The sequence below is a fragment of the Thioalkalivibrio sp. ALMg13-2 genome (genome assembly GCF_000381185.1).
GTDB classification, from domain to species: Bacteria; Pseudomonadota; Gammaproteobacteria; order Ectothiorhodospirales; family Ectothiorhodospiraceae; genus Thioalkalivibrio; species Thioalkalivibrio versutus.
In genome coordinates, this window is record NZ_KB906109.1 from 1 (window position 1) to 24,936 (window position 24,936).

At 65.9% G+C, this 24,936-nt stretch carries 18 protein-coding genes; 7 read left to right on the top strand and 11 right to left on the bottom strand.

What is annotated here, in order from left to right; genetic code table 11:
• The first annotated feature begins 524 nt into the window (after positions 1 to 524).
• Positions 525 to 824: a nucleotidyltransferase family protein gene (locus tag F618_RS0108055; protein WP_018951967.1), complete on the top strand. Its 300-nt coding sequence runs from the start codon at positions 525 to 527 to the stop codon at positions 822 to 824.
• Positions 821 to 1,318 carry a hypothetical protein gene (locus F618_RS0108060; RefSeq protein ID WP_019568255.1) on the top strand — a complete coding sequence of 166 codons (498 nt, stop codon included), beginning with the start codon at positions 821 to 823 and terminating at the stop codon, positions 1,316 to 1,318. Before F618_RS0108055 ends, F618_RS0108060 begins: the two co-directional genes overlap by 4 nt.
• Positions 1,319 to 1,827: 509 nt before the next feature.
• On the opposite strand, the gene F618_RS0108070 is transcribed toward F618_RS0108060, so the two are convergent.
• Entirely contained in the window at positions 1,828 to 2,454 is a 627-nt protein-coding gene (locus tag F618_RS0108070) for a YIP1 family protein (RefSeq protein ID WP_019568257.1), read from the bottom strand.
• Positions 2,455 to 2,540: 86 nt separating this feature from the next.
• Here F618_RS0108070 and F618_RS0108075 point away from each other — a divergent pair, with 86 nt between their 5' ends.
• Complete coding sequence (locus F618_RS0108075; RefSeq protein WP_026331191.1) at positions 2,541 to 2,963, top strand: putative toxin-antitoxin system toxin component, PIN family; 423 nt, start codon at positions 2,541 to 2,543, stop codon at positions 2,961 to 2,963.
• A gap of 17 nt (positions 2,964 to 2,980) precedes the next feature.
• Positions 2,981 to 3,190, top strand: coding sequence for a hypothetical protein (locus F618_RS0108080; RefSeq protein ID WP_018937530.1), 210 nt, complete (start codon positions 2,981 to 2,983; stop codon positions 3,188 to 3,190).
• Positions 3,191 to 3,201: 11 nt separating this feature from the next.
• Here the strand turns inward: F618_RS0108080 and cobS are convergent, their stop codons facing one another.
• From cobS to F618_RS0108130, 10 genes are all read right to left on the bottom strand, one after another.
• The gene (gene cobS / locus F618_RS0108085) at positions 3,202 to 3,975 is read right to left on the bottom strand and encodes an adenosylcobinamide-GDP ribazoletransferase (protein ID WP_019568259.1); all 774 of its coding nucleotides are present in this window, start codon (positions 3,973 to 3,975) and stop codon (positions 3,202 to 3,204) included.
• Between the two features lie 220 nt (positions 3,976 to 4,195).
• On the bottom strand, positions 4,196 to 4,762 hold the full coding sequence (locus F618_RS0108090; RefSeq protein ID WP_019568260.1) for a histidine phosphatase family protein: 567 nt from the start codon (positions 4,760 to 4,762) through the stop codon (positions 4,196 to 4,198).
• Complete coding sequence (gene cobT, locus F618_RS0108095) at positions 4,759 to 5,820, bottom strand: nicotinate-nucleotide--dimethylbenzimidazole phosphoribosyltransferase (RefSeq protein ID WP_026331192.1); 1,062 nt, start codon at positions 5,818 to 5,820, stop codon at positions 4,759 to 4,761. Before cobT ends, F618_RS0108090 begins: the two co-directional genes overlap by 4 nt.
• A gap of 801 nt (positions 5,821 to 6,621) precedes the next feature.
• On the bottom strand, positions 6,622 to 7,143 hold the full coding sequence (gene cobU, locus F618_RS0108100) for a bifunctional adenosylcobinamide kinase/adenosylcobinamide-phosphate guanylyltransferase (protein WP_019568262.1): 522 nt from the start codon (positions 7,141 to 7,143) through the stop codon (positions 6,622 to 6,624).
• Positions 7,140 to 8,624 carry a cobyric acid synthase gene (locus tag F618_RS0108105; RefSeq protein WP_019568263.1) on the bottom strand — a complete coding sequence of 495 codons (1,485 nt, stop codon included), beginning with the start codon at positions 8,622 to 8,624 and terminating at the stop codon, positions 7,140 to 7,142. Before F618_RS0108105 ends, cobU begins: the two co-directional genes overlap by 4 nt.
• A complete protein-coding gene (gene cobD / locus F618_RS0108110; protein WP_019568264.1) occupies positions 8,624 to 9,631 on the bottom strand; it encodes a threonine-phosphate decarboxylase CobD in 1,008 nt (335 codons plus the stop codon). The genes F618_RS0108105 and cobD overlap by 1 nt, the downstream gene beginning before the upstream one ends.
• A gap of 10 nt (positions 9,632 to 9,641) precedes the next feature.
• The gene (gene cbiB, locus F618_RS0108115) at positions 9,642 to 10,544 is read right to left on the bottom strand and encodes an adenosylcobinamide-phosphate synthase CbiB (protein WP_019568265.1); all 903 of its coding nucleotides are present in this window, start codon (positions 10,542 to 10,544) and stop codon (positions 9,642 to 9,644) included.
• Entirely contained in the window at positions 10,541 to 11,302 is a 762-nt protein-coding gene (gene bluB, locus F618_RS0108120; protein ID WP_019568266.1) for a 5,6-dimethylbenzimidazole synthase, read from the bottom strand. The genes cbiB and bluB overlap by 4 nt, the downstream gene beginning before the upstream one ends.
• 259 nt (positions 11,303 to 11,561) lie before the next feature.
• Positions 11,562 to 12,173 carry a rhombosortase gene (gene rrtA, locus F618_RS0108125; protein WP_231362668.1) on the bottom strand — a complete coding sequence of 204 codons (612 nt, stop codon included), beginning with the start codon at positions 12,171 to 12,173 and terminating at the stop codon, positions 11,562 to 11,564.
• A gap of 266 nt (positions 12,174 to 12,439) precedes the next feature.
• Entirely contained in the window at positions 12,440 to 20,740 is an 8,301-nt protein-coding gene (locus F618_RS0108130; RefSeq protein WP_019568268.1) for a GLUG motif-containing protein, read from the bottom strand.
• Between the two features lie 240 nt (positions 20,741 to 20,980).
• Between F618_RS0108130 and F618_RS14795 the strand changes: the two genes are divergently transcribed.
• The 3 genes from F618_RS14795 (at position 20,981) to F618_RS0108155 (ending at position 24,822) form a co-directional block, all read left to right on the top strand.
• Entirely contained in the window at positions 20,981 to 21,712 is a 732-nt protein-coding gene (locus F618_RS14795) for a response regulator transcription factor (RefSeq protein ID WP_019568269.1), read from the top strand.
• A gap of 5 nt (positions 21,713 to 21,717) precedes the next feature.
• On the top strand, positions 21,718 to 23,664 hold the full coding sequence (locus tag F618_RS0108150; RefSeq protein ID WP_019568270.1) for a sensor histidine kinase: 1,947 nt from the start codon (positions 21,718 to 21,720) through the stop codon (positions 23,662 to 23,664).
• A gap of 246 nt (positions 23,665 to 23,910) precedes the next feature.
• Positions 23,911 to 24,822 carry a cobalamin-binding protein gene (locus F618_RS0108155; RefSeq protein WP_019568271.1) on the top strand — a complete coding sequence of 304 codons (912 nt, stop codon included), beginning with the start codon at positions 23,911 to 23,913 and terminating at the stop codon, positions 24,820 to 24,822.
• Positions 24,823 to 24,936 lie beyond the last annotated feature (114 nt).

Genomic DNA, 24,936 nt, shown 5'->3' on the forward strand with positions numbered 1-24,936 from the left:
GTGGGCAATCCGACGGATGGGTGGCCATTCCAAACGTGCCTGCATCTATCCAGGCCATATCCACGCCATTATCCCGTCGGCACCCTTCCTCGCCGGCATCCCGACCGCAATACCCCCTGCACGTCATCCCGGACGCAGCGCAGCGGAGAGCCGGGATCTCCTCACGCGCGAACACCCCGACGTCTCTGCCACATTCAGCGACGGAGATCCCGGATAACCGCTGCGCGGTTTCCGGGATGACGGGGGTGGCAGGATTGTACGGAAACGAGGGCCGCGACCCGGCCGCTCAAGGGTGGCGATTACATCCCATCATTGCGAGGAGCCGCAGGCGACGTGGCAATCGGCTGGCAGGGCGCAAGACGTTTTAATCCAGCACTCTGCTTGTCCCGAGCGATTGCTTCGTCGCTGCGCTCCTCGCAATGACAGAGGTGGTGGATTCGCGGCTGGTTCGCGGGCTGACGGTGGTGGAGGTCGGAGGTGAGACGGTTCGGGTATATGCCCCAGGGCCTTGATATACTTGAGCGATGCGCCTGACGGACGAACAACAGACGATCATCCGCGAGGAAGTGCGCCGTGCATTCGGGCCGGATGCTCGCGTGAAGCTGTTCGGCTCGCGCGTGGACGATGCCGCGCGTGGCGGCGACATCGACCTCTACATCGAGGCGGACGGCACACCGGATGAGCTGCTGGACCAGGAACTGCGCCTGTACGTGGCACTGCAACGCCAACTGGGCGAACGCCGTGTGGATATCGTCGTGCATCCGCGCGGCGCGCCGCCCCGCCCCATTGATACGCATGCCGACCGCACGGGTGTCGCCCTGTGACCGCCACAACGCCACAGCAACGACTCGCCCGGCTCATTGATCTGGTTGATCGCGAGGACGAGCACCTGCTCGCCGTGCGCGAACGCCTGCTGGAAGGCCATTGCACAGTCGGTCCCGAACGCGTTCAGGGTATCCTTGCCACGGACTCCGGGGTCGATCGCCTGGAGTCCTTCGGCGCGAAGTTCGGCCGCATGCAAGACACCATCATGGACAAGCTCGTCCCCACGTTTCTTGCCTGCGCCGGGGAAAACACGGGCCCGGCCATCGACAACCTGTCACGTCTGGAGAAGCTCGCCCTCCTCCAGGACGCCGACGCCTGGCTACAAATGCGCCAGCTGCGCAACCGCCTCGTCCATGAATACATGGAGAGGCCCGCCGACCTGGCCCCGGCCCTCCAACGCGCCTGCCGCTTCACCGACCAGATGCACGCCGACTACCACGCGCTGCGCACATATGCGCAGGGTCATCTGAAGATCGGACCTGCCAGCCTTTAAGGTCTCAAAGCCGCTGGCTATCCCTCGCATCATCCCGACCGCCCCGACTCTAGCCCGGCCGCGCCGCTCCCCGCCATCCCAGCCACAACGCTTGCCTCCTCGTCATCCCGGCCGCAGCGCAGCGGAGAGCCGGGATCTCCCCACGCGGGAACACCCCGACGTCTGCGCCACCTCCAACGACGGAGATCCCGGATAACCGCTGCGCGGTTTCCGGGATGACGGGGGTTGGGTGGTCATTCCCAACGTGGGCGCCTCCATCCAGCCCGTATCCCCCGGCCGTTATCCCGACGAGCCCCTCCTTCGCCATCACCCCGGCCGCAGCGCTCCCCTCCGCGTCATCCCGGCCGTAGCGAAGCGAAGAGCCGGGATCTCCACACGTGCGAACACCCCGACGCTTGTGCCGGCTCCAACGGCGGAGATCCCGGATAACCGCTGCGCGGTTTCCGGGATGACGGGGTATATGCAGGGCGACTGCTGCAAAGGTCAGGGATTGCCATGGCAGGCGCGGACTAGATCAGCCAGGTGGTGCCGATGCGGTGGTCGGGGGTGGCACCGGGGATCAGGTCCATCAGGAGCCAGCCGAAGATCAGGGTGATGAAGGCGCCGCAGAAGATGGTGGCCACGAACAGGCCGATGCGGTTGCCGCGGCGCAGGCCGATGATCTCGCGCAGCGACCAGTAGAGCAGCCAGAGGGAGTACAGGATCAGCAACAAGGCGATGCCGTTGCCCCAGGGCCAGGGGAACGCCGCGACCACCTTGCCGACCCAGGCGGGCAACAGCCCGACCGTGACCGCGAGCATCGCACGGTCCGGGTGCGAGTAGCCCTGGAACAGCTCGGTCAGGTAGTGCGCGGACCAGGCCATCCCCAGCACCCCGATGCTCATCGCCAGCACGCTGTAGACGCCAAAGCCCCAGGCGCCCGGCATGGCCTCGGGCGGCAGGCCAATCGGGATCACCAGGTAAAGCCATTGGCTCGCGACCACGCTCACCAGCAGCACCGGCAACGCCAGCCAAAGGAATGTCTGCCACCACGGCGGGGCGGGTTCGATTGCCCGCGCATCGCGCACCGCCCCAAGCGGGTTTACGAGCGCGCGCAGGGTCATGCGGGCGGGATTGATGCAGGCACGAACGGTCATGCCCGGAGTATGTGGCAACTACATGACCATTCTATTACAAGCCGTCTTATGCCCCCCCTTGGTGGCATTTCTGCTACCATCTGACCATGAAGGCCGTGTTCGATACCAACGTCTTCGTCGGTGCCTGTCTTGGCGTAGGCCCGGCCAATTACGCCATACAGGCGTGTATTGAAGGACGAGTTACACCGGTGATGGGCACGGCCTTATTCCGGGAGTACGAGGACGTTTTGGGCCGCGTCAAGATCTTCGAAGGAAGTCTGCTGGACATCGCCGAACGCGAACGCCTACTCGATATTTTCGCCGCCCGGTGTGTATGGTCCCGCATCTACTTTGGTTGGCGCCCCAATCTTCGCGACAAGGGCGATAACCACCTGATTGAACTCGCGGTAGCGGGTGACTGCCAAACGATTGTGACGCGAAACAAACGAGACTTTTTTCAGATGGAGCTGCAGTTCCCGGATATTCGAATTCTCGATCCCGCTGAACTGTTGGAGGTTATTAGCGCATGACTGCTTTAACCGTACGTTTGCCGGACGACAAGTACGAACGGCTGAAGGCGCTGGCACGCGAACGTGGGACCAGCGTGAACCGCCTTGTCGACGAGATGGCCACGCTGCTGATTGCAGAGCACGATGCCGAGACCCGTTTCCGGGTGCGCGCCCAGCGTGGTCAGGGCCGGGAACAGGAAGGTCTGGCGCTGCTGGACAAGGCGATGGGGAACACCTCGCCTCATTGAGAGGCGACTCCCTAATGCAGGGCGAGCACGAGCGCCATGACGGTAATCCCCACCACCTCCACCAGCTCCAGGGTGGCGCCGGCGGTGTCTCCGGTGAAGCCGCCGAGCCAGCGGCGCAGGAAGCCGGCGATGGCGAACACCAACGCCAGCGCAACGGCCAGGCCCAGGATCAGGCCCCAAACGCCGGTGACCAGCGCCAGTAGCAGGATCAGCACACCGGTGGCCACTAGCACCATCTGGGCGGGGCTGCTAGGCAGGTGTGCGGCCATCTCGGCACCCAGGCCCTGCTCCCTCACATAGGGCACCAACAGAAACAGCCCGGTAAGCGCCGCGCGCCCCAGCACGATGGCGACCAGCAATGCGATCCAGGCACCCGTCTCCACCACGGTTACCAGGGCTGCGAACTTGATCAGCAGCACCAGGATCAGCGCTGCCACGGCCATCGGGCCACTGGCCGGGTCCTTCATGATGGCCTGGGCCCGCTCCGGGTCCTGATGGCTGCCGACCCACGCATCCACCGTGTCCGCCAGGCCGTCCAGGTGCAGCGCACCCGTCAGACCGACCCATAACGCGAGCACCAGTGCCGCGACCAAGAGCGGCGGCGTGCCGGGTATGGCCGCCAGCGCGATACCGACCAGCACCACGAGCAGGCCCAGGATCAGACCGACCAGTGGATAAGCCAGCACCGAACGGCCCAGGTCGGCCGGCTGCGGGTCTAGCGCGGGGGTGGGCAGGCGGGTGAGGAACTGGAGGGCCAGCCAGAAGGGTGTCAACACGACGCTCATGTGGGTGCCTGGCCGGACTTTGGCGCGAGGCATTCGCGGCCAGGGCTGCTCCCGCAGGGGGCTAGGCCACCGAAGGTCCTCCACATAGTTGTGGGAGCGGCCTTGGCCGCGAAGCCCCTGCCCGCGTCTGACTTTGGCAGGGGCTTCGCGTGCAAGCACGCTCCCACAAGAGCCCTCACAAGATCACCCACAGGGGCTTTCCGCACCAAGGGCAGGGGATTCATGGATAGGGCTTCCATGGCTCGACAATATGCAGGGAGGCGAGCGGGACGTCGATGCCGAGCAGCTTCTCCAATGGCCAGCCCTCGCGCAGGGCGCGGAGCAGGCGGATGACGCCGCCGTGCGCGATCACGAGCACGCGCTCGCCTTCGTCGGGCGCCAGGTCATTCCAGCCGGCGACAACGCGTTCGCGAAACTCCAGGAGCGACTCGCCTTTGGGGGGCGGGTGATTCACCGGGTCCTGCCAGAAACGGCCGAGTGCATCGGCGTCCGTCTCCATCAGCGCCGCCGCCGTGCGGCCTTCCCAGTCGCCGAAGTCGAGTTCGGCCAGGCGGTCGTCGACGGCGAGCGGTACACCGGCCTCTTCCGCAAACGCCTGCGCCGGGGCAAGGCAACGCATCAGCGGCGAGCAGACAATGCGACCCCAGACAGTATCTCCGGCCAGCGCATCGCGCATCGCGGTCCACCCGGCCTCGGTCAGCGGAACATCGCTGCCTCGGCCGCAGAAGCCGTTCCCAGTCGTTTCTCCGTGGCGCAGCAGGCCGATTTGGGCGTGGCGGATAGTCAACTGGCCTCTCCGCTGACACCCGCCTCGGCGAAGGTGGCCATGCCCGAGTGCAGCTCGCAGGCCAGGCGCAGCAGGGGCACGGCCGTGGCGGCCCCGCTCCCCTCGCCCAGGCGCATGCCAAGATCGAGCAGCGGCTCGGCCTCCAGCGCCGCCAACAGGCGCTGATGACCCGGCTCCGCCGAGGTGTGTGCATAGAAGAACCAGTCCGCCGTGCCCGGACACAGGCGCTCGGCCACCAGCGCCGCCGAGGTGCTGATGAAGCCGTCCACCAGCACCGGCAGGCCGATCTGTGCTGCGGCGATATACGCCCCGGCCAGCCCCGCAATCTCGAAGCCGCCTAGGCAACGCAGGCTGCCGAGGGCGTCGCCCCGCACGGCCGCATGGGTCTGCAGCGCCTGCTCGATGACCTCGGCCTTGTGCCGCACCCCATTCGCGTCCAGCCCCGTGCCGGGCCCGGCCAGATCGGCGGGCGCCAGATCCAGCAGGGAACAGGCCAGAGCAGCGGCGGAGGTCGTGTTGCCGATCCCCATCTCGCCGCCGACGAACACTTGGGCGCCGCTACGCCGAGCGCGTTCCGCGCACTGGCGGCCGGCGTTCAGGGCGCGTTCCAGCTGCGCCGGAGTCATCGCCGGCTCGCGAGCCAGGTTCGCGGTGCCGGGGCCCAGGTTCAGTTGCTGCACACCGCTAACAGCGGGCGGCTCCGCGACCGTGCCCAGGTTGATCACTTCGATGGAGGCGCCCAGGTACCGCGCGAGCACCGAGATCGCCGCCCCGCCCGTGGCGAAGTTCGCGACCATCTGCGCCGTCACCGCTTGCGGAAAGCGCGAGATCCCCTCGGCCACCACGCCATGATCGCCAGCGAACACCGCGATGTGGACGTTCTCCAGGCTGGGCTTTTCCTGGCCCTGCATGCCGGCCAGGCGTTCCGCGATAGCCTCCAGTTGCCCGAGCGACCCGGGCGGCTTGGTCAGCTGGGCCTGCCGTTCAGCCGCGGCCTGCCGGGCGGCGGCGTCGAGGGTCGCCGGCGGCACCTGCAGCCAGTCACAGTCTTCGGTCACTTGTTGGTCCTCATTGGTCTCTCGTGCGTGCTTTTCCACTTTCCTGCATCCCGGCCCATGACTCCTCGCCATCCCGGCCGGCTACTTCCCGTCATCCCGGCCGCAGGGAAGCGGAGAGCCGGGATCTGCCCACGCGGGAACACTCCGACGTCTGCGCCACTTCCCACGACGAAGATCCCGGATAACCGCTGCGCGGTTTCCGGGATGACGACGTTGGGGGACCATCCGAATGTCTGGACCAGGAATCCTGGCCGCCCGCCGAACTGTCATGCCGGCCCATTGCTTTTCGTGATCCCGACCATCCATTGCCCGTCTTCGCCAACCACTTCCCGTCATCCCGGCCGTAGCAAAGCGGAAAGCCGGGATCTCCCACGCGGGAACACCCCGACGTCTGCGCCACCTCTCACGACGAAGATCCCGGATAACCGCTGCGCGGTTTCCGGGATGACGACGTTGGGGGGGAACATCCGACCGTCTGGAACAGGAATCCTGGCCACCCGCCCAACTGTCATGCCGGCCCATTGCTTTTCGTGATCCCGGCCATCCATTGCCCGTCTTCGCGAACCACTTCCCGTCATCCCGGCCGTAGCAAAGCGGAGAGCCGGGATCTCCCACGCGGGAACACCCCGACGTCTGCGCCACTTCTCACGACGAAGATCCCGGATAACTGCTGCGCAGTTTCCGGGATGACGAGGGTTAGGGGGCAGGGGTGACGGTTGGGGTCGGGATCCTGCGTTGGTGCCGGCCTGCCGGCGTGCTTGTCTATGTGTCTGGAGGGCGGAATGCATGTTGGCCGGTTTGTCACAGCGGGTCACCCTTGAGGACGTGCGGGAGGCCGGCGACGGTGAGGACGACGCGGTCCATTGTTGGGGCCAAGCGCTGGTGGAGCCAGCCGGCCTCGTCGGCGAAGCGGCGGGATAGCGCGTCCATGGGCGTGATGCCCATGCCAGTCTCGTTGGATACGAACACCAACGTGCCCGGCAGGCGTGGAACCGTCTCGATCAGGGCCTCGCGATCACGCTCGATCCGGCCCTCGTCATCGGTGCACAGGAGCTGGGTCAGCCACAGGGTCAGGCAATCCACCAGCAGGCACTGCTCCGGTCCAGCGGCCTGCTCCAGCGCCCGAGCCAGGCCCGTGCCCGCCTCGACGAGACCCCAGTCGCCGGGGCGGTCGGCGCGGTGGCGCTCGATCCGGCGCGCCATCTCGGCGTCGTCGGCGCGCGCCGTCGCCACGTAGGTCACGGGCAGGCCGCTGGCCGCCGCCAGTTGTTCTGCCAGCCGGCTCTTGCCCGAGCGCACGCCACCCAGTACCAGGGTCTTCATGCGACTGGCTCCTTCGATTCGGCTTGCAGAAGGGTCAGTATGTATTTCATATCCAGGTGTTCTTCCAGAGAATCGGCCAGGCGCTCCAGGCCGCGTTCCCGCGCCGTTGCCAGGTCTTCCCCGGTCTCCATCCAGCTCCGCATACCCGCCCAGTGCAGCAAGGCCGCGGCGGCGTCCGATGTATCGAACACGCCGTGGACATAAGTGCCGGCCACCACGTCATCCGCACTACGCGCGCCATCCGGACCGTGTTCCAGGTGCAGTAGCGGCCGCTCCAGGCCGGGCCCGGTCGTCACGCCCGCATGGATCTCGTAGCCCTCCACACGGGCCTCCCGATCCAGCACGCGGTCGCCGCGAACCCGCTCCAGGTGCTTCTCGGGTGCGAGCCGGGTCTCGATATCCAGCCAGCCCAGCCCCGGCGTGGAGCCCGACTGGCCCTCCACCCCATCGGGATCGTGCACGGCGTGGCCCAGCATCTGGAATCCACCACAAATCCCCAGCACCTTGCCGCCATAGCGCACATGCCGCTGCAGCGCTTCTTCCCAGCCCTGCTCGCGCAGCCAGGCGAGATCGGCGCGCACGGACTTCGAGCCCGGCAGGATGACCAGATCCGCGGGCTGCAACGATTCGCCCGGCCCCACAAAGCGCAGATCCACCGCCGGATGCAGGCGCAGCGAATCGAAATCCGTGTGGTTGGAGATGCGCGGCAATGCCGGCACGGCCACCTTCAGTGCGTCCGCAGCCTTCTCGGGCATCGCCTCGCGCGGCAGCGCGTCCTCGGCATCCAGATAAAGCCCGTGCAGGTACCGAATCACGCCGAGCACCGGCTTTCCGGTCTTCTGTTCCAGCCAGTCCAGGCCGGGTTGCAGCAGGCCGATATCGCCGCGAAAGCGGTTGATCACGAAGCCCTGCACCCGGGCGCGCTCCGTCTCGCTCAGAAGCGCCAGCGTGCCCACCAGATGCGCGAACACCCCGCCCCGGTCGATATCCGCGACCAGGATCACCGGACAGTCCACCGCCTCGGCAAAGCCCATGTTGGCGATGTCGCCCGCGCGCAGGTTGATCTCCGCCGGCGAACCGGCGCCCTCCACGAGGACGTGGTCGTACTGTGCGGTCAGGCGGCCATGCGATGCCAGCACCGCCTCGCGCGCCACTGGCTTGTAGTCGTGGTAGGCCCGGGCATCCAGCTCCGCCGCCGGCCGGCCGTGGATGATGACCTGCGCCCCCTGATCCGAGCTGGGCTTGAGCAGTACCGGGTTCATGTCCGTATGCGGGTCCAGGCCGCAGGCCGCGGCCTGCAGGGCCTGGGCGCGCCCGATCTCGCCACCGTCCATAGTGACCGCGCTGTTCAGCGCCATGTTCTGCGGCTTGAACGGCACCACCGACAGCCCCCGCCGGTACAGCACGCGCGCCAGCCCCGCGACCAGCACGCTCTTGCCAGCATCCGAGGTCGTGCCCTGCACCATCAGCGTCGTACCCATCAGGACGTCCCCAGTGCCTGTTCCAGGCGCTTCCATTCGTGCTCTTGCCCCGGCAGGCCAAAACGAAGGCTGCCCGGCTGATCAAACCGTCGGACCAGGATGCCCTGCGCGCCCAGCTTGTCCTGCCAGCCCGCCGGATCGGCCACGCGGCACCACTGGAACAATGCGGTGCCGCCGGCGGGTTCCAGTCCGCGGGCGCGCAGCAATTCTTCAAGGCGCTGTCCTCGAACCCGCAGCATGCCGCGCGTCTCCGCCTGCCAGGCCAGGTCCGCCAGGGCCCGAGCCGCGATCCAGCGCGACGGCCCGGACAGGCTCCACGGCCCCAGCCGGGCGGCCAGGCGCGACCGCAATTGCTCGGCCGCAATGACAAATCCCACGCGCGCCCCGGCCAGGCCAAAGAACTTGCCCAGCGAGCGCAGTACCACCAGACCCTCGCGCGGCGCGTCCGTCGCCAGGCTCGCCTCCGGTGTCACGTCCATGAAGGCCTCGTCCACGATCAGCCAGCCGCCGCGCGCGGCCAGGGCCGCATGCCACGCCAGCAGGTCCGCCCGGTGGAACCGCTGTCCGGTCGGGTTATTGGGGTTGACCAGCACCAGCACGTCGAGGCCGGGCAATGCGGCCTCGATCGAATCCCCATCCAGCGGGACGACGTCGTGCCCGGCCTCGCGCCAGGCGCGGGCATGCTCGTTGTAGCTGGGCTCGAGGATACCCACGCGCGCCGTGCCTTCCCGTAGCGCCGGCAGCAACTGGATCGCAGCCTGGGAGCCGGCCACTGACAACAGCGCCCCGGTCCCGTAATAGTCGGCGGCCGCCGCCTCCAAGCCGTCATCCGGTTCCGGCAGGCGCGCCCAGACCGCTGACGGGACCTCGCCCGCGGGGTAGCCATGCGGGTTGATGCCCGTGGAGAGATCCAGCCAGTCGGCCTCGGGGATCCGGTAGCGCGCGGCCGCCTGACGGATACCACCCCCGTGCACCTGGATCAGCGCCTTCGGTCCCGGCGTCTGCACCGATTGGGCTTCAGAACAGGACAACGACAATTACTCCGGCCACAATGAAGGCCATCCAGATGGCCAGCGCACGATCCAGCAACGTAATGGCCTGGCGAATGCCTGTCGCGTCGGGCATGCGGCCCATCCCCAGACGGGGTCGCCACTCGCGCTGCCCGCTATAGGGCGCCGCTCCGCCCAGGACCACACCCAGCGCACCCGCCCCCGCGGCCATCACCGGCCCCGCATTCGGGCTCTTCCAGCCGGCGGCCTGCTCGCGCCAGCACTGCAGCGCGTCCCGGCCACGACCGGCCAGGGCATAGCCCAGCGCTGTGAGACGGGCCGGGATCAGGTTCATCGCATCATCCAGGCGCGCGGCGGCCCAGCCAAACGAGCGAAACCGGTCATTGCGATAGCCCCACATCGCGTCCAGCGTGTTCACCAGGCGATAGGCCACCACGCCCGGCGCGCCAGCCACCAGGAACCAGAAGATCGTGGCGAACAGCGCGTCGTTGCCGTTCTCCAGCACCGACTCGATGGTCGCGCCACTCACCCCGCGCGCGTCCAGGGCCGCCGTGTCGCGACTGACCAGCATGCCGACACCGGTGCGCGCCCCAGACAGGTCATCCTTTTCCAGGGCCTCGGCCACCACCTCCGCATGCTCGTCCAGGCTGCGCCAGCCAATTGCCAGCGTGAGGATCGCCAGCGTCAGAACCCAGCCCCAGGCCAGCGAGGCGCCCAGTGCGGCCAGCGCCACCCAGGGCAGGACCAGCGCCGCGAGAAGGAGCGCTCCGCGTGCACGACTGGGCGCATGCCAGCGGGATTCGGCCCAGGCCGCGAGCTGGCCGAATCCGGCCAGCGGATGGAACCGCCGTGGGTCGCCAAACAGTCGGTCCAGGATCAGGGCGCCGATCAAGATCAGAAAGGTACTCATGTGTCGCCACCCCCGGATAGCCCATCCGGACGAGCGGCGGATTCCCGCACAACCGTGGGCAAGGCCAGTTCGCACGGCGCACCCCAGCGATCCTGGAAGACCAGGTCTTCCAGGGGGCGCCGGGTATCCCAGCCCGCGGTCTCCAGCATCGGCCGGTCATAGAAGCGCTCCACATGCCCCAAGCACAGCACCGCGATCGGGTACCCGCCTTCGGGCATGTCCAGCCGATCGGCCAGCCAGTCCGGATCGAACAGGGAGACCCAGCCCATGCCCAGGCCCTCGGCGCGGGCAGCCAGCCACAGGTTCTGGATCGCGCAGGCGGCGGAACAGAGGTCCATCTCGGGGAGGGTCCGCCGGCCGAGCACGTAGCGCTCGCGGCCATCGGTCAGGGCCACGACCAGCAGCTCGCCCGCCTCGCGGATGCCCTCCAGCTTCAAGCGATGCACCTCGGCCGCGCGCTCGCCACAGGCCTCCGCGGTGCGGGTCTGTTCGTCCGCCGCATGGGCGTGGAGCGCCTCGCGCACCGCCGGGTCGGTAATGCGCAGGAAACGCCAGGGCTGCATATAACCCACGCTCGGCGCGCGATGCGCCGCCTCCAGCAGCCGCCGCAGGGTCTCGGCGTCCACCGGATCCGGGCGAAAATGCCGCATGTCCCGGCGCTCGTTGATCGCGCGATAAACCGCGGCCACCTCGTCCGGCGAAAAGTCTGTCCGGGACGCAGCACCGGGATCGGCGGATGGAGGGGTATTGCAGGACATGCGAAGGCGGCTCCCGGCTGCGGGCGAGATGGGCACAAGGGTTCAGCGGGGGCCCGGACACCGCTCAGCCGTACCCACGCGTGCCCGGACGGGAAAGCGGGATGATACGCGTTCCCCTCCCCCCTCTCCAGTGACCCCGCCACGTGGACCGGGAACCGCAGAACTCTGGCTGCGCCCAGGCTCTTGGCATGCGACCGGGACCGGCGAACCAGCGCGGCGCCATGCACCGGAGCAACCACCCGAACCAGCTCGCGCCTCCTCAGGCCTCTCCGGCACGGCGGGCCGCCTGACGCGCCGTGTACCAGACGGCCGGTGCGCCGATCAGCAGCCCGGCAAGCGCTCCATAGCGGTGGGATTCCACGACAACCGGGCCTCCCAGCCAGTCGCCCGCCCCCGCGACCCCTGCACCTGGTTGCAGGACCTCCAGCGCCAACTTGGCCAGTAACAGCAGCAATGCACCCGCGCCGATCAGAGGCATGTGGCGAAGCGCCGCGAGTGCCCCGGCCGCCAGCAATCCGTGCAGCAGTCCGGAAAGCCCGACATACCAGAGAACTTCGGGATGGAAGACCATCAGGGCCGCGGACTGGCTCAAGGCGATCACCAACAGCACGGCAAGCCACCCGGCCAAGGGCAGCATCCGTCCGAAGAGATGCCACACGAGAAACAGCCCCGCCAGATTCAGGGCCAGGTGTCGCCACCCCAGATGCACCCAGTGCCCCGTGACCAACCGCCACACCTCACCGTCGCTCACAGCCGGCCGCTCGTACTGCATCACGGCGCCGACCGTCTCGCCTGACAGGGCAATCAGCAAAGCCGGTAGCGCAACCAGGAAGGGGAACAAGTGCCAGCGGAGAGACCGTTTCAGCGTCACAAATTCGAACCCTCTGAACCCGTTCCGCCCGGACCGGTGACAACCGCCCCGGGGTCGCGGCGGGACGGCAACGGCGCCCAATGCATCCCGGTCCCGCGTTGCACCCCGATGCGTTCAGAAAGGAGCCAGCAGCATGACGATCGGTCTGGGCGCCACACCCCACGCCGGTCTCGAAAAACATGGAGCCCCACGCGGACGCCGATCAATCAGCGTGTTCCTAACTGTATCGGCGTTTTGCTGGAATCGAGCGCCGGCGCCACAAGGTGTCAGTAACGCCGGACCAGACCAATGCCGAAGAAGTCGTGATCCGATCCGTCACTGCGATAGCGATCCACCGACAGTCGGGAAGACCAGCGCTCGTTCCAGTGCCAGGACGCGCCGGCACCGATCACGCCCGACGTGCCGTACACCGTACGGCGTTCCCGCTCGCTGCCTACGCGCAGGTTATAGCGGGCCTGCCAGTGCCAGACACCCGCACGGGCAAACACATCGATGCGCTCATGGACCGCCCAGCGCGCCGTGCCCACCAGTTCCAGGCCCCGCCCCGAAGTCGGCCGGATACCCTCCAGGTCATCCACCTCGAGCCCGGCATCCACATCCCGGAATCTCGTGGTGATCTCGCCCAGATCCGTATAACCACCCTCCAGTCCGAAATGCTCGGTAAAGTGGTAGCCACCGAACAACCGCCACGCCCCGCGCGTACGGTCACTGACCCGGGCGCTACCCGCAATCCCCGCACGTTCCATATCGCCGGTCACGCTCGATGAACTGACGCCGCCGGTGCGTGCATATCCGAGTTGCCCCCCCACATACCAGGGGTGGGCCTCCTTGTCCGAGCCGGCGCCGGCCTGGGCCGTCACGGGTGCCAGCAGCAGCCCCGGGACCAACAGGACGGCTCCACCAATCGCTCCCGGGGACAGGCGCCGCCGGACACCCCGGCCACGACCCATCCGAGCGGCCAGTAGCAAGCCTGCGAGACCCACGATCAGCCAGCCACCGAAGGCGCCACCGCCCCCACTGGTCAGCTTGGCATCCTCATCGCCTCCGGCGCCCGCAGGCACCGCCAGCGTACCCGGGTCGGCAATCACCCCGTTCGGGTCATTGCCGCTCAGGTCATTGGGCCCCCCATCCTCGAGAATCAACCGCACACAGTGGTAGCTCTCGTTAAGGCCCGCCTCCCAGCGGTCGGAACCTGGCCAGGGGCACGCGTCTCCGCTGCGTGCCGCCGAATGCAGGCGATTGGCATCGTCCTGGACAAAATCCTTCCAGCCATCAGCACCGTGCCACTTGCGCCACGTGGCATCCGCCGGAATGGACTCGTCGTCCGCCAACGGGATCACCACGGGTACCGATTGCCCCGGATGCTGCAGATCGAAGACCTCGAAATCGACCAGGTACCCCAGGTGCTCGAAATCCGGATCATCGCGGTTCAGGGCCAGGTTGCCGCCACCGTCGTGCAGATCATCCGAGTGAATGCCGGTGCCGAAACGACCCGCGTCCCAGGAAACCCGCTCCGAGGTATCGCCCATCCGGATGCTATAGCCTTCCGGCGTAGCGAGCATCACCTCGCGATCACTGCTCGCGCAGTGGTCGGCGCCGACCAGGCGGAACGTACCCTCCGGACAGATGGGCAGGCGATGGGCTTCGTCCCGGTCGCGAATGGCCTCCTGATACTCATCCGGAATGGTTTCGACCACGCGCAGGCGACCCAGCGCCGCCCCACGCCGAGCGCCATCGGTGACCGTGACCTGGAAGCCATGGCCGTCCCCGGCCAACTGTTCCAGCCCATTCGCGTCATCCGTGATGGTGATCGTGTGACCACCATTGCCACTGAAACCGAGATTCGGATCGCTCCCGTTCCAGTCGTAGGAATAGGTGCCGGCATCCCCCGGGGTCACCGACAGGGTGACATCACCCTCCCCGACCTGAACCACGCCATCTGCAATTTCCTCGGCTGCACCTCCAGTGCCCTGCTCGACGGTCACCCGCACCGACAGTGGGATCTCCTGCGCAGAACGCAACTCGATGACGTGCTCCGCCGGATCGCCCAGGACGGCGTGCTCGGGCCCGTCGCCCTGAGTAAGGGTAATGCCAATCGTCCCGGTATCCGCATTCGGCGTTATCTTCAAGGGGCGGATTCGCTCGTGCTCTCCCGCTGCGAAGGTGAACTCGCCCGTTGCCAGTAGACCCGCCCCACCAGTTTGCAGGCCCTCGGAGTCACCGATGAGATAAACCCCGGAGAGGGTGTACGGAACCACCACCGGATACTGCCCTGGCGTGCCTTCCAGCACGGCCCGGATCTCGACCTCCTCGCCGTAGGTGCCGAGCTGGCGCGTGCTGCTGAAGGCCACCTGCGGGCGCACCTCGAACTCGATGCTCAGGTGGAAGGTCTCGCCACCGTCAAAGGTGAGCGCGTAGAGGCCACCGCGCTGCGCTTCGAAGACGTAGTAGCCCTCGTCATCCATTCGCAACACATCGTCATCCGCATCGCGAAGCAGCACCGGGTAAATCCCAATGCCGCCCTGCAGATCGGTGGTCGCTCCACCTCGCGTCACATTGCCGTCCACCACGACATCGGCATCCGACGGGATCTGGAAACGCACCGGCTGTCCGGTGGCGATGCTCTGGTCGCCCAGCGGCTCGCCATCCTCGCCGACGATGGAAGGAAGGATGGTTACCTCGCCCTCGACGTCGACATTTTCCGTCGTGCCGCCCTCCACGAAGCCACCGATGCCGCCAACGTGATCACCTGAACCGGTCACATCACCGCTGACCGTGGTATCGCGAATATCGCTGTCGCGTATTTCACCACCGACACCGCCAACCCGGTCGTTCCCCTCCACGTTTCCATCGACCGTGCCATCACGGACCTCGCTGTCGTTCACGCCACCACCGATGCCGCCGACATGGTCCCCAGTACCCGTGACATCACCCGTGACAGTCGTGTCGTTGACCGTGCTGCCGTCAACCTCGCCACCAACGCCACCGACGTGATTACGACCCTCGACGTCCCCGGTGACGGTGGCGTCGCTGATGGTGCTATTGGTGATCTGCCCACCGATACCACCGACGTAGTCACGGCCCTTTACCTCGGCGTCCACGGTGGTGCCATTCAGCTCGCCGTGCTCGATGGTGCCGGCCAGGCCGCCGATGGAGTCGCTCTCGCCGCCGTCGATCCGGCTGCCACCGTCGATGGTGACGTTGTCGACCCGGACTGGGTTGCCGTCGTCGCCCTGAATGCGGTTGGCGAGCAGCCCGGAGCCCTCGTCGGCGTTGTCGTTGATGCTGCCCTCGATGGTCAGGTCCGACACCTCGGCGCCCGGACCCAGCTCGTCGAACAGCGGCTTACCGTCCAGGCCGGAGATGTTCGCAGGTTCGCCCGCCCCCGTGTCGCCCTTGAGCGAACCGATGAAGGGGGTTGTCTCGCTGCCCACAGGCTGCCAGTCCACCTGACTCAGATCGATGTCGCTGTTCAGCTCGTAGTGCGCTTGCGGTTCGTTGTGCATCCAGGCGAGCTGTTCGGCCGTGTCGATCACATAGGGCGAGCCTGCGGTCCCGTCGCCGCTGGTGGGCGGCTGGGAGACCTGTCCTGTCACGGTTTCGTTGCTGACTTCGCTGTCGGTGATGTGACCGCCGATGCCTCCAACATTTGAATCGCCGGAGACATTCCCGTGGACCGCCACATTCTCGATGGTGCTGTCAGTGATCGTGCCACCGACCCCGCCGACCCGGTCGCTGCCCTCGACGTTGCCATTGACCGTGCTATCGCGGATCTCGCTGTCAGTGATCGTGCCACCGATGCCGCCGATTCCATCACCACCATTCACCTCGGCGTCCACGGTGATGCCGTTCAGCTCGCCGTGCTCGATGGTGCCGGCCAGGCCGCCGATGGAGTCGCTCTCGCCGCCGTCGATCCGGCTGCCACCATCGATGGTGACGTTGTCGACCCGGACTGGGTTGCCGTCGTCGCCCTGAATGCGGTTGGCGAGCAGCCCGGAGCCCTCGTCGGCGTTGTCGTTGATGCTGCCCTCGATGGTCAGGTCCGACACCTCGGCGCCCGGACCCAGCTCGTCGAACAGCGGCTTGCCGTCCAGACCCGAGAGGGTCACCGGCTCCCCTTCCTTGTCGCCCTTGAGCGAACCGGTAAAGGGGGTTGCGTCGCTGCCCACGGGCTGCCAGTCGACCTGACTCACATCGATGTCGCTGTTCAGCTCGTAGTGCGCTTGCGGTTCGTTGTGCATCCAGGCGAGCTGTTCGGCCGTGTCGATCACATAGGGCGAGCCTGCGGTCCCGTCGCCGCTGGTGGGCGGCTGGGAGACCTGCCCCGTCACGGCCTCGTTGGTCACTTCGCTGTCGGTGATCTGGCCGCCAATGGGCCCGACATTGGAATCGCCGGAGACATTCCCATTAACGGTCACGTTGTCGACAGTGCTCTCGTCGATGGTGCCACCGATTCCACCAACCCGATCATCCCCCGCGACGTCGCCATCGACGGTGACAGCGCTGATATCGCCATCGGTGATCGTGCCGCCGACACCACCGGTGTCGTCGCCGCCGGTAACATCACCGGCGACCTCGGCGTCGCTGACGCTGCAGCCATCCATGCTGCCGCCCACGCCGCCGGTCTTGTTTCCCCCAGAGACACTGCCGTTGGCACGAATCGTCTCCAGAACGCAGTTGGCGTTTTCCGATCGGTTGATCTGACCGCCCACGCTGCCGACATTGCTGCCACTACCCTGCACACCCCCATTGACGGTGGTATCGCTCAGCTCGCTGTCCTCGATGGTGCCGCCGACGCCGCCAACATAGCCATTGCCCTCGGTGTCGCCGTTGACCTCCGTCCGGATCAACTTGCCGTTGTTAATCCGGCCACCAACGCCGCCGACATCATTGCGCCCCGTCGTCTTGCCATTGACGGTGGTGTCGGCCAGACCGCTGTCGCTGATATCGCCACCGACACCGCCCACATAGTCGCGGCCGGTGACAGCACCATCGATGGTGACAGCACTCAGTTCGGCGTGGCTGATGGTACCGGCCAGACCGCCGATGTAATCGTTCGTCCCGCCATCGATACTGCTGGTACTGTCGATGGTGACATTGTCGATCATTGCGGGCGCCCCTGGCGTGCCTTCGATCGCATTGGCCAGCAGGCCGGAGTTTGTATCCGCCGCTGCGTTCACGCTGCCCTCGATCACCAGATCGGAGACTTCGGCACCGGGGCCGATGACATCGAACAACGGGCGACCATCCAGGCCACCGAGGACCACGGGTTCGCCGTACTCGCTGCTCAGCGAACCGGTAAACGGCTCCGCCTCGCTCCCGATGGGCTGCCAGTCGGTGCCAGCAAAGTCGAGGTCGTCGGCGAGAACGTAGTGCGCCGTTGGGTCGTCGGCGACACGGTCCAGCTGCTCCGGCATGGAGACGACATAGGGGCTCTGCTCGGAACCGTCCCCGGCGTCGAACAACACCTGTTCGCTGATCACCCAGGTCGAGCCGTAAGTCGCCTCTTGGGTCCACGCCAGGACAGGATAGCCGGCAGCCAGACCGGGCACGGCGGTCATATCCCAGCCATCGAAGACAGCCAGATTACTGAGTTGCGAAGTGGTGAGCCCGCGAGTCGACTCGTCCGGCATGCCGGGATTGATCGAGCGATCGTAGTAGGCACGCGTTACCGTCGCAGCATTGTTGCCGGTTAGTCCGCCGTAATGCTGGGCACCCGTGTCGACCGTATTGGCAGCAAAGGAGTCGGTCACCTGGCCGTTGTCCAGCCACCCGACCAGGCCACCGACATAGTCGTCGCCCAGCACCGTCCCCGTGGCATGGGATTCAATGATGCGTCCGTCCTGCCAGACGTAACCCACCAGGCCACCGGCTCCCCCGGCCGCACCGGTCACGCTGCCGGTGGCATGGCTTTCGCGGATCTCGCCGCCCTTTAGCAGACCGACGAGGCCGCCGTTATACAAACCGCCGTGCGGACCATTCACATCGACCGCGGCCGAACTCCGTGCGATGGTGGCGTCACGCGCTTCGCCGATCAGCCCACCGGCCGATTCGTTGCCATTCAGAGTCAGAGAGCCGCTGGCATGGCTGTCGGTGATCGTGGCGACATCAGCAAAGCCCACCAAGCCGCCGACATAGGCATCACCGGACGACACCACGTCTGCGCTTGCCGTGCTGTCTGTCACTGCCGATGAGGTCTCCAGTCGTCCAGCCAGACCGCCAACGTAATTGCCAGACCCGGTGACGTTCGCAGTGTCCACGTGCGTGTTGCTGATCTGAGTCTGTTCGGCATAACCAATCAGCCCCCCCACATCGGAATCCCCGGTAATGGCAGCATCCGCCAGGGTCAGGTTAGCGATCTCGGCGTCTGCCCCCGTCCGGCCGAAGAGACCGACAGCATTTTCGGCGGAGCGATCAATCCGCAATCCTTCGAGGCGATACCCCTGACCATCCAGGGAACCTCTGAAGTAGTTGTCGTGCGCTTGACCGACAGGCTGCCAGCCTGCGCCTCCATTGGCTGTGGCCGAGGCGAGTTCATCGTAGCCAGGTGCATCGGCGTCCAGATCGGCCGTCAGGACAAAGTGGTGATCCAGGTAGTCGCGGACCCGGTGCAACTGCTCCCAGTCGGCGATCTCGTAGGGGTTTTCGGCACTCCCTTCACCAGCGGCAAAGGCCGGCTCAAAGTGCGCGACCAGGTCACGACTTTCGCCATCATTCGTGACATCGACCGTAAACGAGTACTCCGGCTCTACAGAGACGGCGGCCCCGTTCTCTCGCCACTCAATGAACAGGTTGCCTTTTTCGGGGATCGCGTTCAGGCGGGCCTCGTCGCCGTCGTTGTAGATCCCAGCCCCGGTTACCGCACCCCCGTCTGTCGGCTCTGCCCGCGCAGAGACCTCCATGTTGGATTCGGCATTCACCGACACCCAATTGATGGCATGCAGGTTATTGGAACCCCCGGTGGAAGCGGCAAAACCGAACTTCAGGATCTCCGCATCCTTATGCGGGCCTGTGTTATTGGGCCCAAGATCAAAGGCATCGAACAGAGTGACCCAGGTCTCGCCATCATCTGTGCTGGCCTTGACGGTTAGCAGTTGATCCTGGCTCAACACGACATTGACCAGACGCTCTCCTGCGCCCGCCATTTCGGCAAAGGGTGTGGCCTCCAACTGGGCATACCCTGCTTGTTCGTGGCCCGAGCCACGCAGGACCACATGATCGGAGGTTGTACCCTCAGCATTATGGGGATCGGGATCGTCCGAGAAATTACCCCAGCGGTCGAATCCCAGCCCCAGCACCGCTCGGGGCAGTCCATCGTTGCCCGTGGTGTTTTTATAGCCAAGGCCTTCGCCTCTGGGCCCAATACCATTGACCGGATACAACCCATCCATCAGAAAGAACGACAAACCATCCGCTCCATGAGGGTCTTCCATGGTGTAGGAGAAGGTCAGGTCCAGCCCGGCCTCGCGTGTAAAGGCGCGGTCGTACAGCAGGTAGCCCACCTGGTTATCCACAGCCTCGGTCAGAACCAGGTGCTCGTTGGACGCATCGTAAAAGGAGTCCTGATCGCCGCCGCCGAAGTCCCAGGGCATCTCGGGTTCGCTGGCAAACTCCTCGCTGATCGTCGGCAGGTCGGATACCGTACGCAGGGCAACCTGTTCGACGGCATGAACGTTGGTCAGCCCTCCCGTGGCCGCCGCGAAGCCGAATTTCAGGGTATCGGGGCCGACAAAATCGGCAGCGTCAATTACCGCGGCATAGTCGATGTCGATAATGGGGCTACCCCAGTAGTCAGTGCCGGACCAGGTCGCGCCATCACCGACATTCCGAACAAATACCAGCAGGCGCTGTTCGTCGGTCAGGATCACACGGACATCGACATACTGGCTATTTGCAACCCAGAAATGCTCGCTCGCGAACTTTCGGTAGCCCTCTTGCTCGTGGCCCGGGCCACGCAGGGTCACCTGGTTGCGGTTTCCGGTGTCATACGGCCCTTCGCCACGGGTAAATCCGCCATAGAGATCGAAGCCCAATCCCATGTAAGCATGGGGCAACCCATGCTCGTCGTTCTCCGCGGCGTCGAAGTCGCTATCACGGCCGTAACCGAGGGCTCCACCCGAGGGGCCCAGCCCAGAAAACTCGTGACTACCATCGAATAGGAAGAATGCCAGCCCGTCGGCACCGTGATCGTCGGTGGGACCATCGGCATCGGTGACCACATCCTTTTCCATGTAGTAGCGGAATGCCACGTCCACACCAACGTCGCGTTCAAAGGCCTGATCGTAGATCAGCGCACCAACTTGATGTTCCACATTCTCTGTCAGTCGCACCCAGGCCTCATCGCCCTGGTACACGGCATCCTCGACGATCTGCCAAGGGGCCTCGGGGGCCTCTTCAAACAGCTCGTTGAAATCCTGGATACTTAGGTCGTCTTCCGCCTCTCCCGCACCCCAGGCCAGTCCGCAGCCCAGCATGCCGACTACCCCCAGCACCAAGGGCGAATGCTTCAGCCCAAGGCCCAGAACCTGCGACAGGGCATTCAGGGAACGGCGGGGACTGGCGGACATGGCAAATTCTCCCGTGTTGTCACGGTTTTTTTGAACTTCGTCACATTGGAACCGTCGCGGCCGCGCCCGTCCACTCACGGACTCTCACCATTCCTCTCATCTCGGATCCGGAAACAACTCCTGAACATTTGGCCAATCGGCATAAAGGTGTACTCTTTGGCCTCCAGCTAAACGGCCGCACTGCGGTGTCTTATGACCGCAGGCCTCCCATCTGTAACCGACCAGGCGTTCAGTCGGAACATGCAAGACGCCCTCAATCACAGCGAACCCAGTGCCATCCGCATCGCCATTGTCGAGGACGATGTGGATCAGAGCGCCAGCATGGCGGAGTACCTGGCCATGCAGGGCTGCACCGTATGGACGGAGGAAAGTGCCGCGGGCTTCTACCGCCAGCTGGTCGCCCAACCGGTGGATGTGGTGGTGCTGGACATCGGTCTGCCCGAGGAAGACGGCTTGAGTCTGGCGCGCCACGTCATGGAGACCGGCATCGGCATCATCATCGTGAGTGCGCGCTCCCGTCTGGATGATCGCCTGGCAGGGCTTGAGGCGGGCGCCGATGTCTACCTGACCAAACCGGTCGACCTGCGGGAACTGGCCGCCCACGTCGAAGCCTTGTCGCGACGCCTGGCGGCCGGCAGCGACCAGTCGGATGCCGCCCCACCAGGGCACGAACCCACCTGGCGCATACTCCGGGAAGGGCGTTGCTTGTACTCACCGAATGGCCAGTGCGTGGATCTGACCCCCAACGAATTCGCCTTCCTGGAGTGTCTCGTCCACGGTGGCGGCAAGGTCTCGCGGCTCGATCTCGCCACCGTACTGAGCGATAACCCATCCCAGTTCCGCTTCCACCGCATCGATGTATTGATGAGTCGCCTGCGCAAGAAGGTCGAGTCGCACACGGGCGATGCCCTGCCCCTGGCCACCGCCCCACGGCAACGGCTGGAGTTGACCCGGCCGTTCACGATGGATTGAGCCCGGTGCCCCGCATCCGCCCGGCCCTGCTGCTGACCCTGCTGCTCGCGCTTTTACCGGCCCCGTCGCTCCTCGCAGCCGCCGACGACGTTCGCGTCAAGGGTCTGGTAATGGGCGAAGACCCCAGTGGACAACTGGGTCCAGCGGAGGTGGCGGCCGGCGCCATCCCGCTCAGCCCCTTGCCGCTGGCGAAGGATCGCCACCGGCTTGGCACCAGTGATTCCGCCTTCTGGCTGAAGCTGGAAGTGACCAACGATCGCCCTGAAGCGGTGTTGCGCTGGCTGGAGGTCGGTCAGGCGCGGCTGCGGGAGGTGACCTATCACGAACGCATTGATGGCCGCTGGGTCACCCGCCCCGGAGGCCGGGCCATACCCTTATCGGAACGGGAACTGCCGACCCTGACGCAGGTGTTTTCCGTGGATATCCCCGCGCATGCGTCAAAGGAGCTGCTGGTCCGCGTCGCCAGCGACACGCCCATCGTGATCCACCCGCAACTCCATGCCACCGCGGAGCTACTCGAAAGGGAACGCAACGCCACGCGGCTGGAATATTTCATGGCCGGCGCGGTCATCCTGATGCTGCTGTTCGGGGTGGTGATGTGGCTGATGCTGCGCGAGCCGGGCTTTCTGGTCTTCGGCTTGCTGAGCCTTGCCTTCCTCCTGTTCCGCTGGAGCATCAAGGGGATGGCCTTTCGCGAATTCTGGCCCGAATCCCCCGACTGGACCCGGCCGGCCATCGGCCTCTCGCTGTCGCTGGTGGGGATGCTGCTGCTGATCCTGCACCGCATCCTGCTGCGGACCCGCGAGCTGTTTCCGCGCATCGACCGGGTGCTGATCGGCCTGATCTTCAGTTTCGCCCTGATCGGCGTCCTGTTCCTGTTCCTCCCCCATCGGCCGATGATGCATTTCCTGACGCTGTGGGGGCTGAGCATCGCCCTGTTCAGTCCCGTTCTCGGGTACATGGCGTGGCGCAAGGGGGTGGTGCTGTGGGGCTACGCCTTCGCCGGCTACGTGCTGCCCTGGCAGGTGACCAAGCTGCTCTACTTTTCCAGCATCGGCTGGCTGCCCCGGGTACCCGCTACGTTCTCCGAGCCGGCCATGGCGATCTCGGTGCTGCTGGCCTCGGTCATCGTCCTCTCCGGGCTGGGGGCACGCGTGGTCCTCGAGCGGCGCGAGCGCATGCGCATCAAGGAAGAGCAGCGGGCGGAGCTGGAACGCCTGGTGGACGCACGCACCCGCGAACTCGACACCGCCCGCCAGACCGCCGAGAACGCCCTGAGTGAACATCGCCAGTTCCTGGCCATGATCTCCCACGAATTACGCTCCCCCATTGCATCCATCGCCTCCGCCTGCACGGTGCTGGAAGCCCAGCGCGAGCAGGACACCATTCCGCCCGCCAGGGTGCTGCGACGCATCCGTCGCGCGGTCAGCCGCATGACCGGCTTCATGGATAATCTGATGACGGAGGACCGCTTCGAATCGGACGCCTGGAGGGTGCGGGCGGAAAACGTTGCCTCATGCGCATTTCTGGAGGAGGTGGTTGAGCAGGCTCGCCAATCCGTAACCCGCCACGAACTGGTACTGGAAGTCGGGGACATCCCCAGCGAGATGACCTTCGACCCCGCCCTGATCCGCGTGGCGCTCCTGAATCTCATCGACAACGCAGCCAAGGTCGCCCCCGAGGGCACGCAGATCACTGTCATCGCGGAGCCCGATGACCCTGATGGCGTGAATCTGAAGGTGGTCGACGCGGGACCGGGCCTGCAGAACGCCGCCCCGGAAAAACTCTTCGAAAAATTCACCCGGGGCGACAACATGTCGCGGATCGCGGGGGTGGGAATGGGGCTCTACCTTGTGCGGCGCATTGCGAGGCTCCATGGCGGGGATGCGAACCTCATGGCCGGTCCTGACGGTGGTGCGACCGCCTCCCTGACCCTCCCGATCAAGTCGTAAAGCGCACACGGCGGGGCATCCGGGCACAGCGGGTCTGCGGCCCGCTCAAGCGCTTGTCACCAGTCCCAACGGGGAAGCGGCGTGCCCGCCAGGGCAGCTGTTATCATGACGCGCGCTGTCGGGATGGGCCGCCGGAGAAGCTGGACCCTCCGGCTGGGCATGCCACCGCCGAATATCGCCGGCGAACACCCGCGGCAGCCCCGCCCGCACCGTTGCCCGGCCCTACGGAACCAAGGAACCTTTCGTATGTTATACCGTTCGAGACTGGTGCTGGCACTGCTCGCCACTTGCGCCCTCCTGGTGAGCCCGGCCAGCCATGCCGATACCGATGCCGTCTCGGTGACGGATGACACGGATCGGCAGGTACGCCTGGAAGCCCCGGCCACCCGCATCGTCAGCCTGGCCCCGCACATCACCGAGGTGCTGTTTGCCGTGGGTGCGGGGGGCCGCATCGTGGGCGCAACGCAGTACAGCGATTATCCGCCCGAGGCGGAGGCCATCCCGCGGATTGGCGGCTACAGCCGGATTGACCTGGAACGGGTACTGGAAAGGGACCCCGATCTGGTGATCGCGTGGAAGAGCGGCAACTCCGCCTCTCAGGTCGAACGCCTGCGCGAACTGGGACTGCCGGTGTACGTATCGGAACCACGCAGCTTCGAGGGTGTGGCCTCGAGCATGCGGCGCATGGCCACGCTCGCCGGCACGCATGACCAGGGCGAGGCCGCGGCACAGGACTTCCTGGACCGAATGGACGCGCTCCGCGCCACGTACGGCGACCGGGACCCGATTCGGGTGTTCTATCAGGTGTGGGAGCAACCGTTGATGACGGTCAATGACGACCACCTGATCGCCGAGGCCATCGCCGTCTGTGGCGGCGTGAACGTGTTCGGCAATCTCGACCGCCTGGTACCACGCATTGGCCGCGAAGCCGTACTGGATGCCGACCCCGAGGTCATCATCGGCGGCGGCATGGGCGAGGACCGCCCCGACTGGGTGGTCGCCTGGGGCCAATGGGAGGATATGACCGCGGTCCAGCGCGACAATCTGTTCTTCATTCCCCCTTCGCTCCTGCAACGCCATACCGGACGCATCGCGGAAGGCACGGCCCTGATGTGCGAAGAGCTCGAACGCGCCCGCACGCGGCGTCCCGCCCCATGACCATGACGGTCCGCCTCGCAGTCTCTTGGAAAGGATATCGCGGGACACCAATGAAGGAGCGTTGTAGGTGCGCTGAAGGCAGCGCTCCCGCTGTTCCGGCAACCTACCGCTTCG

Coding starts and splice junctions, on each gene's coding strand:
- F618_RS0108055 (WP_018951967.1), top strand. CDS start 525: ATGCGCCTGACGGACGAACAACAGACGATCATCCGCGAGGAAGTGCGC.
- F618_RS0108070 (WP_019568257.1), bottom strand. CDS start 2,454: ATGACCGTTCGTGCCTGCATCAATCCCGCCCGCATGACCCTGCGCGCG.
- F618_RS0108075 (WP_026331191.1), top strand. CDS start 2,541: ATGAAGGCCGTGTTCGATACCAACGTCTTCGTCGGTGCCTGTCTTGGC.
- cobS (WP_019568259.1), bottom strand. CDS start 3,975: ATGAGCGTCGTGTTGACACCCTTCTGGCTGGCCCTCCAGTTCCTCACC.
- cobU (WP_019568262.1), bottom strand. CDS start 7,143: ATGAAGACCCTGGTACTGGGTGGCGTGCGCTCGGGCAAGAGCCGGCTG.
- F618_RS0108105 (WP_019568263.1), bottom strand. CDS start 8,624: ATGGGTACGACGCTGATGGTGCAGGGCACGACCTCGGATGCTGGCAAG.
- cbiB (WP_019568265.1), bottom strand. CDS start 10,544: ATGAGTACCTTTCTGATCTTGATCGGCGCCCTGATCCTGGACCGACTG.
- bluB (WP_019568266.1), bottom strand. CDS start 11,302: ATGTCCTGCAATACCCCTCCATCCGCCGATCCCGGTGCTGCGTCCCGG.
- F618_RS0108130 (WP_019568268.1), bottom strand. CDS start 20,740: ATGTCCGCCAGTCCCCGCCGTTCCCTGAATGCCCTGTCGCAGGTTCTG.
- F618_RS14795 (WP_019568269.1), top strand. CDS start 20,981: ATGCAAGACGCCCTCAATCACAGCGAACCCAGTGCCATCCGCATCGCC.
- F618_RS0108155 (WP_019568271.1), top strand. CDS start 23,911: ATGTTATACCGTTCGAGACTGGTGCTGGCACTGCTCGCCACTTGCGCC.